The 12,446-nt window shown below is 40.8% G+C and carries 6 protein-coding genes and 1 pseudogene; 1 reads left to right on the top strand and 6 read right to left on the bottom strand.

The features are described from left to right. Position 1: 1 nt before the first annotated feature. From ACVBIO_RS16500 to ACVBIO_RS16480, 5 genes are read right to left on the bottom strand one after another with little or no spacing between them, the layout of a single operon-like run. The gene (locus ACVBIO_RS16500; protein ID WP_447173019.1) at positions 2 to 205 is read right to left on the bottom strand and encodes a DUF2997 domain-containing protein; all 204 of its coding nucleotides are present in this window, start codon (positions 203 to 205) and stop codon (positions 2 to 4) included. Further along, positions 205 to 2,664 carry a hypothetical protein gene (locus tag ACVBIO_RS16495; RefSeq protein WP_447173018.1) on the bottom strand — a complete coding sequence of 820 codons (2,460 nt, stop codon included), beginning with the start codon at positions 2,662 to 2,664 and terminating at the stop codon, positions 205 to 207. The genes ACVBIO_RS16500 and ACVBIO_RS16495 overlap by 1 nt, the downstream gene beginning before the upstream one ends. Then, positions 2,664 to 4,424, bottom strand: a complete 1,761-nt coding sequence (locus tag ACVBIO_RS16490; RefSeq protein WP_447173017.1) for a hypothetical protein — start codon at positions 4,422 to 4,424, stop codon at positions 2,664 to 2,666. Before ACVBIO_RS16490 ends, ACVBIO_RS16495 begins: the two co-directional genes overlap by 1 nt. A gap of 11 nt (positions 4,425 to 4,435) precedes the next feature. Beyond that, positions 4,436 to 7,840 (bottom strand): AAA domain-containing protein, encoded by a 3,405-nt coding sequence (locus ACVBIO_RS16485; protein ID WP_447173016.1) that lies wholly within the window; start codon positions 7,838 to 7,840, stop codon positions 4,436 to 4,438. Between the two features lie 24 nt (positions 7,841 to 7,864). Next, positions 7,865 to 9,475, bottom strand: a complete 1,611-nt coding sequence (locus tag ACVBIO_RS16480; RefSeq protein WP_447173015.1) for an AAA family ATPase — start codon at positions 9,473 to 9,475, stop codon at positions 7,865 to 7,867. Between the two features lie 345 nt (positions 9,476 to 9,820). Here ACVBIO_RS16480 and ACVBIO_RS16475 point away from each other — a divergent pair. After that, positions 9,821 to 10,589: pseudogene (locus ACVBIO_RS16475) on the top strand (IS3 family transposase); the annotation flags it as partial. 603 nt (positions 10,590 to 11,192) lie between these two features. On the opposite strand, the gene ACVBIO_RS16470 reads toward ACVBIO_RS16475, so the two are convergent. Next, complete coding sequence (locus tag ACVBIO_RS16470) at positions 11,193 to 12,098, bottom strand: hypothetical protein (RefSeq protein ID WP_447173014.1); 906 nt, start codon at positions 12,096 to 12,098, stop codon at positions 11,193 to 11,195. Positions 12,099 to 12,446: the final 348 nt, after the last annotated feature.

Below are 12,446 nucleotides of genomic sequence, written 5' to 3'. Positions count from 1 at the left end.
CTTAACTCCTTAACTTAATCGTTTCACGAAACTGAACCGCTTGTTGCTGGTGATACTCATCGGTGGTATTAACCTGAATAAGCCCGGTTGTTTCTCCTAACAGCTCTTCAAGCGCTTCTAAGCAGGCCTCGCCTTTGAACCCACTTGTCTTGGCGGTTATAGCACCTTCCTCATCGATGGTTAATGTGATTTGTTGCTCAGGCATTATGTATCCTCTCTTGCTTGCTGTGGTGCACACAGTTTGGCGTTTAGACGTTGCGCTTCCTGCTGTGCCTGCTCTAATAAATCAAGTGATGATAAGGTCAGATAGCGTTGAGCGTTTGCTTCGAATAATTCCAGTTCATGATAAATTGGCAGTGCTTCATTTGGCCAGTTGATGTTATTAGCTTGGCTTTTACTTTTCTTGTTGCCTAGTTGCTTACTTAGTTCATCGCTTTCGTTAGTTTTACGATAAGAAAATGTAGAACCATATTTATCAAGTGAATCTTGTGCAATTTTCTGGTCGTTAAAAGCGTTATCTAGTTTCTTTTGTGCTGAATCTAAATCTCGTGTCACTTTGTTGCGGAGTTGGGTATGAGTTTCAAGCGCTTTTTTCAATGACTTATTGGTGTTCTGTGTTAGCCATTCACCCAACGCGGTAGGCTCCATTAAATAGATTTTACTGATTTCTTCTTTTTGTTTATTAAGCGTTTGTTCACACTGTTTTTTCCAGTTAGTTATAAATAACTCTTCATTAGCTAAAATCTGCCTCTGGGGTTGCACATTTTCACTTTCTTTAGTTTCTTTTGTCGTTTTTTTACTATTGTGCGAACTTTTAATCTCCTTTACTCGCATCGAATGTTGCGTTAATAACTTGGCTAATTTCGGATTGCTTTTGCTATTTTTATTGAGCCATTGAGTTGCCTGCTGTAGTGACATTACCGCTAGTTTGTCATTACCTTGAACTAGCTCTTGAGTGAGTGTTACTACGGCGTTATCTCGACTTACGACAAACTCATTATATGCTTGAGTATATTTGTCTTCCTCCGCTTTTTTTAGGGTATTTATGCTGTGTTGTTCTTGTGAATAAATATCTTCTTTATGCTGTAAGCTCTTTGTTAATTGTTCTTTTTTGTCGTGCCACTGCTTTTCTAGCTTGGCTTTGTCTATCGCTTGGTCGGTGGCATCATCATCGTGAGAAAGCTGTTTAAAGCAGTCAAGATAGTTTTTTTGTTGCTCTGCTCGTTCGGCAGGTGTAGCCGTGATCATGTCTGGCTGAGTAAGCTCAAAAATACTCTTTTTAAGTTTCTTATGTTTGTGTTGCTGGCCAAGTGAAAAGCTCTTGAAAAAAGATAAAATTGATTGTGATACCGATGTGCGTTTTTTATCAAGTCTATCAAGTTTGACTTCCAGATCTGCTAGTGCAGTTAACCAGTTATTATTGGCGCTGTCCCATTTGCTATATAGCTGGGATTTACTGGCGGATTGCGGGCAGTAAGGAGGATGACGTTGCACGTAATAATGAATGCTCTTTGCTAGGTATTCACGAGTTAACTCGGTGTCTGAACTGGTTAGAACTTCAATGTTATCGTATAAAAAACTATCCATGCTGTCAGTGTAAATGGGGTCAAGCTCAAGCTCTATAGATTGTTCGCATTGATACACGCGGTTAGCTTCATCAACAAACATCAATGGTGAGTCTATGTTCTCAACAGAACGTGATTTGTCGAGTTGCCATTGTGCTGCTGCAAAGACTTGGTTGAGGCTGTTGGTGAGTTCAGCCGATTGCTGGTGATTGAGCTTGAGGCTCCAATTAACCTGCTGATTTGTTGCGCCATCAGGAATGAACCAGCAGCCACTGTTTGTGGCCACTATGTTGGGAATATTTACGTCTGTTAGTGCCACCTTTTTATTATCATTAACTAATGACTCAGCTAGTGCGGCCTTGTTAAGGTCTAGAATGCTGTTAGTTGCCCGTAATAGTTTGTTTGATAATGAGACATCTAAATCATGATGATTTAGTTGGCAGAATTTTATGTCACTTACCTGAGTAAAATTACCTGCTAATTGTTCCGGCAGGTGATATTGATGATTAACAATGATGGTACCAGCAGGATTTGTTACTGCTTTGTCTGATTGCTCACCTTGTTTGATGACTTGTTTTTCGCTTTTATCCCAAAATAAATGGCAAAAACTACGATAAGTGTCTTGGATTTGTGCTGCTGTTAATATAATAAAGAAATTGTCATCGTCATCATTGTTGGTGAAGACAGTCGATGAATTTAAGATATGACCAACTGGCGAAAATGTAGCATGATCGCTAATTAGCAATGCTCCTTGTTGTGGTTCGCCAGTGCGAATTAAGCAGCGACTGGATAGCGCACTAATCGCCTGTTTATTTTTATGTTCATTGCCTAAATACAAATAAATCCTGATGCCTTTATCGGCAGAATTTTGTAGTGCTTTAATTATGTCTGCGTTAGTTAATTGATCTGCTGCCAGTAGCAAGGTCAGTCGAGTATTATCAATTAAATTGATAATTATTTGTTGTTCTACAGCCGCAATAAAGGCAGGTAAACTGAGGTTGTCTTCGGCTGCGCAGCCCTGATCGATAAAAATAGGCGGCAATAATTCATCGTGATAATGCTTAGTAAACGATTCTTGTTGTATCTCTAATGTACCCATTATGCTGTTACCTCAAGCGTGTTGTGCGCTAGTGCACGCTGTAAATATTCTGGAAGTTGCTCAATAACTATTGGAGTGAATGTTGGGTAGCCGTGAGCGTAATAAGCGGAATCTTTACTGGTTAAAAAGTCCAAGCTAACGGTACATTTCCAGGCGGTAGTATGGTCATTTGATTGAAATATCCAGTAGCGGTCATGATTGTCGGCACGCTTAGAGAACGATTCTATACTCCATAGTTCCGGGCATTTATCTGCTAGTGCTTCCGCGTCACTTAATTCCGTAAAAATGGTTATCTCAGAGTTACTTAATGGTTGTGCAATTACCTTAAGCAATGACTGTTGTCGGTTAGTTCTTATGTAGCGGTCTGAGTAAATAAATTGGGTGCAAGGCTTATCTAAAGAGAGTTTTCTAATGAGTTGTATTATATCGACTGGTTCTTTATCAATTAAGGTTAATGGCAGTGCTGCAGTAGACGAAAGGCTTGGGGTTAAATCATTGATTGCGGCGCAGTGCCAATAAGCGTGAGGATTCTTATCTTTAGATAAAGTTCCAATAAGGTCATTGCCCGATAACGGTACTAATTTGTATTGCTTAAGTGCTGGCTGAGCAAGCCATGATAGTTGATCAGCTTCCGCGCTCCCTGTTTCTTTAAAGCTGCTGGCATGATAACGCTCTAACCAGGCCAAGTGCCATTGACTAGCTTCTTCTTGAATTGGCTCAACTGGCAAGTGTTGTATATTAACATGGTCAAAGTGACCATATTGAGTCTCCATTTTAAATTCTGGATAATTATTTAAGCTAAATTGACTCAGCATTCCCTGATGTTGTTTAGTTAGCGTAAACGGAACGTTGGCTCGCTTAATCTGCTGTTGCCAGTGTCCATTCAGATGTGTTGCCAGTGATGAAAAAATAATAGGGGCTTTTGAGAAATATTCACCCTGTTGGAATTCAAAATCGACCCGACTGGTTTGTTTTAAATCATGTCCGGATAAAATATTTAATGGACCTTTGAGCGTTACATTTGAACTGTCTAAAGTAAGGTCCCAAGTTAAGTTGAGCGTCTTATTGTCGGTGGCACCACAGATAACCTCTGGTGAAATAGAGATGATCTCTTCAGTGCTTAATCTGTTGTTATTTTCTTTTTCATTTCCCGAAAATTTAACCGTTAGAGTTTGCGGATTATTTTCCGGTGAGTTAATAGCAAAGGCTGACTGAGCTGCACCTCGTCCTTTGTACATTACCTGATGTTTTGGCTCTTTAAAGGCGTTATCACGTTGGATTAATAATGCTCTAGTACCTAACAGCGGATCGTTATCGCTATACCAAATATGATAAAGTCCACGCTCGCTAATAGGCATTTTTCCCGTGGTGCACACCCGTTTAGCTTTATCGGTTAATGTGCTGTCGTGGCTGAGCAGGCCTTCCATTTTTAAGTAGGATGTTAATCTTATCGGTAAATTACTCGGATTTTGTTGCGTCTGCTTGAGCAAGCTAACGATGTCATCTCTTTTTTGTAGTAGACAAATAGTCGCGATAACTGGATAGCGCTTAACATTGAGTTGGCGTGATAAACACACTGAAAAAACTCGGTTACTTTCATTACTCACTACACCATGATTTGACTGCTGTTCTTTAGCTGCATGTCGCGGTTTTTTATTGTTAGACGCTGCAATTGTTTTAGTAGCAGTACTCTCTTTTAATTTTTCAAGTCCGCCAAAGCCACTGGTTGTTTTTTGCGTTCTGTTGTTTGGGTGGTTCATTTATATTTTCCTTAGCGCATCGTCAGGCATGTTTTTGCTTTAGACAGCTGCTTTAATTCTGGAGAGTACGAGCGCGGATGCGGCTTCGGATGCGAGCCTGAAAAATAGCTATGGTCTCCGACAATCGCTAACTGATATCTGGCGCGGGTGATCGCTACATTTAAGCGATTTGGCGCATCTAGAAAGCCATCTCGGGTTGTATTGACCATGCTTAACATTACATAGTCAGCTTCTTGGCCTTGAAAGTAATCCACCGTGGCCAATTTTATCTGAATGCCAAGGTAATCAAATTTTGCATAGGATCTGTTATTGCCAGTGAGTTTTTGAAGCGCTTCCCGTAAGGCATTTTCTTGGCCTTTGTAAAAGGTCAAAATCGCCATGTCATAAGGCTCATTCTTGCTATTTTTGACCTTAGCTTGTGCCCACTTACAAAAACGTTCAATTTCATCGATGATGCGATTTACTTCTTTGCTGTTAGAGTTTTTATATACACTGCCCTGTACATCAATCCAGACATTATGCTTGGCATACCTTGGATAATTCCACTGGCGCGCCGCACTGACTTGTTTACCATCAAATAGCGAATTTTTGTTATAAAATTGCTCGCGTGGAAAAGAAGAAATATCAGGGTGCATCCGGTGCTGATAGGTTAATGTTGTATGGCGCTGTGATTTTTCAGTGTGATGAAAACCTTGGTTTAAGGTGGTAGCAGAGTCAACTTTACGCTTGACTAATCCGTCACCTGATAGTGCCTCTAAGATCGACGGAAAGGCGATATTCTTAAGTCCGTGCACGCGCCCAAGTACATTAATTGCTGCGGGGAGCAACCTATTGATCTGAGTTTCAAGTCCTTTGGTTTTTCCTTTTCCTGATGATAAGCGTAACCAATACTCTCGCTCTAACCGCCAGCATAGCTCTTCTGCCCAATTGCTTTCTTTAATTCGGCTTAAGTATGCTTGGTTTATATCGGTCGATATTTTTTTGTGATCTTTTCTAAAATCAACACTTTGTTTGTTTTTGTAATTAGTATTATGCATAAAGGCATGGCGCTTCGATTGCCAGTGTTCACTTAGCATAATTGCATCGACTGGTAGGCAGCGCTCCAAACTATTTAAGGCGTTTGGCGTGATAAAACAGATGTTATGGTGATAAAGTGGCATTGGGTTATTTAGGATCTGGTGGGGGCCATAAATATTAAGACTTTCATTTGGTCGTTCGCCAATAAGTAATAGCTTATTAAGCTCACCGCACTGGTGAGATCTTGCTTCTATCTCTTTACCTAGAGCTTGCAATACTCCAGTTGAAACAGGAACGATTAGCTGATTGTTATAGAGGTTCTTTTGATCGCCTCTTAACTCTTCGAGTAAAAAACACGCTTGCTGGATATCTGGTGATAGCAACTCGGGTGTTCGGTAGTTGGATGATTTCTCATGGCCACGACCTGGCTTTAACATTAGCTTCTGTAGATTACATACAATTTGTTCACGATCGGTAAACGGCGATAATTGTTTGACATCACCCACTAATACAAAGCTTTTAGCGTATTGGGCCGGCACTAAAAACTCTTGGAAGGTTGTTTTACTACACTCATCAATAATCATGACATCAAACGGAGCTGTGCCATTATCTAATGACAAGGTTCGCTGCCGAAATAGCTTTAAAATCCCAATGGTAGTCCCACATACTAAATTAGAAGAATCGACTAATATTTGTTCCGAAATATCACCAGATAATTCGCTATTGATGCTGCTTAGTTGATTGTCATACTGAAAATGTTCAACATTTGTTGCTTTATTTTCATCACCAATACGCAGTGGGAATATTTCATCAAGCAGGTCATTTTCTTCAACCCTCTCTAACACATTATTAATTGCAGCATGCGTTGAGGCACTCAGCAGAATGCGCTTACCTTGGCGTACTAATTGAACAATTAATTCTAAGATTGTGGTCGTTTTACCTGTGCCCGGCGGGCCATCTAAGATGGTAAAATCACTAGAGCCTAATGCTTTGGTGACAAACTCGCGCTGCTCTTTACAACCATCAAAATTAGGATCGCTTAGTACTTTCCAGTCAATTGATTTGGCGTAGGGAGTTAGGAGTGGCCACTGGATATTATCCCGGTTTTGTAAAAGCTTAATTAGCGTTGCTTGTCCTGCCGTTGGGCGCTGCATTAAGTTATTAATCGCATCTCGTTGTTTTTTTAGTTGCGATGTATCTACCTGAACTCGTAAGGTGGATTTGTCTAATATTTGAGGATATACAGACTTATGTCTTTGTTTATCGGCGTTAGTTGCTAATAGTAACTGACGTTCTTCAGGCTTTGATTTTATGACCTTGTAACCAGGATCACGATTGCTATTCTTGTTTTTCTCACCATGATGAATGTTGACGTAGTCTTCAAAGAAATAATCTAAAACGGATTTACCGTTATCATCAGAATTTTCGGGTTCAATAAGCTGGATCCAGTGCTCTTTAATTGACTCTTTTTTTACCGTTAGTTCGAGTTGCGGATATTCGTTACAAACAAGGTCACTAATCGCTTGTTGATCTGATTGGTGTGCTTGCAGGCAAAACCCAGAGTTTTTTTTGTAACTAAGGTTCCACTGCTGTGCTACTAATGGTTTGTCGTGATAACTAAAATGACTTACTGATAATTTACTTAATGAGTCTTGTGTTATATCAGTGATGGTAGCATGTTTGATTGCTGGCTTTGTTTTGTTGAATACCAACCAGCAGTTACCATTATTAATCGGATTAAGTTTTTCTAATTGGGTAAGAACGCATGCACTCACTATAATAAAATCACGTTCAATATCGTCAACCGTTAGCTTAGATGTTGGGGTGATTAACCCTGATATCGTGACGGTATTGTTTTTTGAGGTGGCTTTATGTCTAACACCATCAACTTTGACACTGTTTAGCGTGCTTAGATCTAGGCTCAGAGGTTGTAATGTTAATTGATAGCCAGACCATGTAATCGCTTTTATTTCTGCTAGTCCAGGCAGGAATAGTTTGTATTTGCCACAGCTTTGGACGAATTCCTCAGCTGTTATATCAAATGACTGCCGTTCTCTGCCTTTACCGACGATAATTGTATCATCAGGATCTGGCATAAAATCATCATCAAGTGGTGTACCATCGATCTCTTCAGTGATCTCATACCAGCCTAAGTTGTTATCTTGAACCTCAACAACAGAAGTGGGAGTTACTTGATAAATATTTTGCTGCGGTATTAATTGGTAAATCTCATAAGCTAAGGGTTTCCACCGGCAGCGAACCTGCTTGCCTTCTAATGCTTTAATGCTATTTTCGAGGTAATGCCTAAAGGGTGTTAATGTGTCTGTTGCGCCTTTTGATAACCCAGCGGCACTAATGCTGCTGATGTTATCAAGCGCAGAAAAAAAAGGGTTCTCCATAACTACCTCTACTTCCATTTCTACTTATAAAAAAGGATTTTCGCCTTCTTGCTTTAAACGTACTTGGCTTGATGTCTTTTTGCTATCTAACGGTTCAGGTTTTTCGCTGCTGGCAGGGACTGCACGTCCTGTTGCCCACTTTCTCGTGTTATCAATTATTTCGTGCATAGTTAATGATAATGGTGAGGTATTTTGTATGGCGGTTTTTAAATACTTGAATGCTAATGGTCGCCCGGCATCAAATGATAAAAACATCGCTTCTTTGACTGCTTCTTCAAGCTCTGCACCAGTAAATCCCTGGCTAATAGTGGCCAGTTCTTGAATTTCTGGTAGGGAAAAGTCATCTAGACGGTCACGGTTTTTAAGATGTATGTTGAGTATTTCGATCCGATCAGTCTCGACAGGTAGATCGACAAAGAAAATTTCATCGACGCGACCTTTCCTAAGTAATTCAGGCGGTAATTGTGCGATGTTATTGGCGGTTGCAACGACAAATACCGGTTTCTCTTTTTCTTGCATCCAGGTTAAGAAGCTGCCTAACACCCGTGCGGTTGTGCCGCCATCAGTTGAGCCAGAACTTTGCATGCCAGATAGACCCTTCTCAATTTCATCAACCCATAAAATACTAGGCGATAGCGTTTCTGCTAGTTGTAATGCTTGGCGCATATTCTCTTCAGACTGCCCCACTATTCCGCCATATATTTTGCCCATGTCGAGCCTTAATAACGGCAACTGCCAGGCGTTAGCCACTGCTTTTGCCGCTAAACTTTTACCGGTCCCGGGTAACCCTAGTAGCAGTACGCCACGTGGTGTTTCTAAACCATAGCTTTTTGCATCTTCACTAAAAGACTGCTTGCGGCGGTTGAGCCAAGATTTTAAATTATCAAGACCGCCAATATCATCAAGAGTGGCTTTAGGGTGGAAGTATTCTAGGTGACCACTTTTTCTTATTACCTGCTCTTTTTGGCTGACAATAAGAGGGATTTCTGCGTCGGTTAACCGTTGTTTTTCGCAAGCTGCCTTGGCAAAAGCAAGCTGTGCTTCACTCGTCGAAAGGCCAAGTGCGGCTTCTAATAATTGCTGTGTCGGAGTAAAGTCACGATCATCCAACTGAAAACGTTGTTTTGCTTGTTGAGCTAATTTTTCTAAATCGTGAGTGTCCGGTAATGGCATCATCATGACTTGTATTTCTTTCTCGAGTTCAGCCGGTAGTTGGGGATACGGTTGTGATAAAATTATCGTGCAATCGGTGATCATTCCTGTTGAAACTGAGGTGGAGAAATTTCTTAACCTGCTGATTTTCTCATGCTCATGCTCTTGTAGATTAGGGTGAAAATCTTCGATTAAAAAGATACTACCTTCTAGCGAAATCTCATCGTCACCCTCATTATTATTGATTAGTTCTAAAATTTCATGAGGCTGCTTATAGTCATTAGACAATGCTTCTAGTAATGAATCCTTGTACTCTCTGAGCCCGTTTGTTCGATCCCAAATATAGACAGAAGTATCTAGTTCACTTGCCACCTTAAATGTTGCTGCGCGGATACGTAACGTTTCATGACTAATTATTTGAATTATTGGGGCGCCCGCTTGAATGTTTAATTTTAGTTGCGCACTAAAGCTTTTTGAATTCAACTTACCTTCCTTGTATATAAAATTGTATTATTTATAGTCTTAAATGATTTTTTGCGAACTGGAGGCATCTTTTATCGAACAAATCTATAGCGTTTTCTGTCCAACCAACAAATTCCATCTGTTTTTCTTTAAATATTTTGAAAATGTAGGAATTCATATATTGCATTTAACATATCACGCAACATATTGATGTAAGTAATGTTTTTTTTCAAGGTCCTTGGCACTCTTTACTTAAATTTTAAGCTGCATTTCTTGTTTCTGTTTCAGGTATAGTGGCATAGTATTTCTAGCCACCCGTTAAGAAAGAAATGATATGCTTTATGCATACTCAAAATGGGTGACAGAATGAGCAAGAAATCACAACAACGTAAGCGTTATACCGCAGCAATTAAACTAGAAGTTGCACAGTTAGTTCTAGATCAAGGTTACACGCAAGAGCTGGCAGCCAGATCACATGGTGTTGGTGTTTCAACAGTGAGTAAATAGGTCAGTCAGCTCAGAAATGAACGAGCAGGCAACACCCTAAAGAGTCAGCCATCACGCCAGAGCAGATAGAAATTCAAGAGCTAAAAAAGAAGATTAAACGGATTGAGTTTGAAAAGGAAATTTTAAAAAAGGCTACAGAACTCTTGATGTCCGACTCCTGAACAGTTCAAGATAATCGAAGAACTCGATCAACGAGAGCATCATCCAGTTCTATCTTTATGTGAAGTATTTGGAGTCCACCGTAGCAGCTATCGAGACTGAGCGAGCCGAGGTAAAGCCCTTAGTCCAGAAGAGCTACGCCATTAATCTGAGGTTAGGACAATCTTTGCTGAGAGCCAGGGCTCTGCGGGCGCGAGAACGGTTGCAGAAATAGCTAAGGTGCGTGGTTTTGAATTAAGCCGCTACAGAGCTTTAAGGCTTATGAAGAAGCTTGGTTTAGTCAGTTGCCAGCCACATAAACACCGTTATAAAATAAGGTGGGAATGAGCATCTACAGGTCGCTAACTTACTTGTTAAGCGGTTTGATGTATTTGAACCTAACAAAGTGTGGTGCGGTGATGTTACCTACGTTTGGATAGGTCATCGGTGGGCTTACCTTGCTGTTGTCATGGTTCTCTTCTCCAGAAGAATTAACTGTGCCATCCATAATGAATTTTATTACAAGTCGCTGAGACTCTTTACCCAAAAGCTGCTGAAGGCTCATGTGATTGGATGAACTCTTTATCACAGCAAGCCAGTCAGACAATAACGTCACAGCAAAGAGCGCGAAGATATGCAATTTCAAACTGATCGGGATGAGGGGGAAGCCGTCAAGTTTTTCCAGACTATGAGCATATACACTTTTCACCCAAAAACCGCTGAAGGCTCATGTGATAAGAAGCAAAACGCAGACAATACCGCCCTCATTCGTAAGCGAGTGGCGAACACCGTCTTCACTCCACATTTATTTGATTGGGGCCATCATATGCGTAAGTCAAAAATAATGAGGATTATAAGCTTGCGAAAAGTTCGTCAGAGTAATTTTTAAGTACCTATTTTCTTCAATAATACAAACTAAGAAAATTCACTACCTCATGACCTATCTATTAATACTGGAGAACAGGGAAGCCTTCGGTCAGTGCTTAGTAATTTAACCAAAGTGTTCAATTGCTTCCACAATACTGCAGACTATTCAAAGTTATAGCTCTGCCGGGAAAAGACACATTGCGTGTCTTTTCATCGTTATACAAAGCTACGAATAAAAAGTTTTGGCCAATTCATCACACAGCACCGTTCGGTGCACTATCTTTGCTTTAAGCAGTGCATCATCCTCCAGACTTAGTAGCACCTGTCGCGTCTTCTTATCAAACCTAATTGGCATCTCTTCAAAAAGTTGGCTATGCAGCCTCTTTATGTCATTGAAGATTTGCAGTGATTGCGAGAACAACATGATCTTGTCGTAATAACCATGCTTAAGGCCATGCAGCCACTTTAATAGGATGGTTTGCCTTGCAGCCTTTGTCTTGAATGAATGCTCGATTTCAATAGCTGCAATAGTGCCATCAGGCTCTATCGCTATACCGTCGACATTACGCACATCATTGGATTTAAAAAGCCGCTTAAACTCAGGTTCGGTAACAAACGAATACCAGTAAGGTTTAGCTATCTTAACTTTTGTTTGATTGTGCACTCCTTTGAGCAGAACGTACTGCATCATAAGGTCGTGCATGATGGTGTTTTGGTTGACTCGCAAGCTTGGCTCACCGGCACGAAAATACACCGCAACGGATAACAACTCTTCGGCGTACTTCGCCCCAGCATAATCGAGCACGTAAACGCGTCCATCGATAGAACGATGAGTGGTAACAAGGCTCAGTAATTTCTCGCTGACAAGTTTGTTCAAATGCTCTAATGCCAGCCGGTGTGGAATGTCGTAAAGCCAGCCAATAATCGTTGGCGATGTTAAGCCAAAACGCGTCACAATTTTCATAGTTAATACGCGCCGGTCCTTGCCAATCTGGTTATTACTTGTTCCTGGTTGATAGTGCATAGGCATGGAGATATAAGGTTGGTATAACCGCCCTGCCTCACCCGCTGTTTCACCCGCTGTTTCGACGGTTTGATTTAACTGTTGGATTGGATTGTTTTGCTCATTCATTTTGATATCCGTTGTTACGTTGAACATGGTTATCAAGAGGTAGAATCTTAGAACACAAACAATGTCGATTCAGGCAAAAAAGTGCTGATTTTTATTCCGAGATGCTTATTTCTCCCTCTCGGGATGAAAATAGCGATAGGTATCACTACCAAGCCAGGCTTTGCCTGATGGATGAATCACTTCGTGACACATCCATATGCCTTGAATAGCCCGCCAGCTCTGATGACTCGTCATCGCCACTGTCTTACGAGCTACGCTCTAGCTTTTCAATACATCAAACGCGCATGTATCTCGCTACGCTCTGTACTAACCGCATTTTCACCGCTTACGACGAGGGGATGTGTGCCA

This window comes from Shewanella sp. 0m-8 (genome assembly GCF_052977265.1).
Note: the sequence above shows the minus strand (reverse complement) of the source record. Positions and strands in the feature narration are given on the sequence as shown.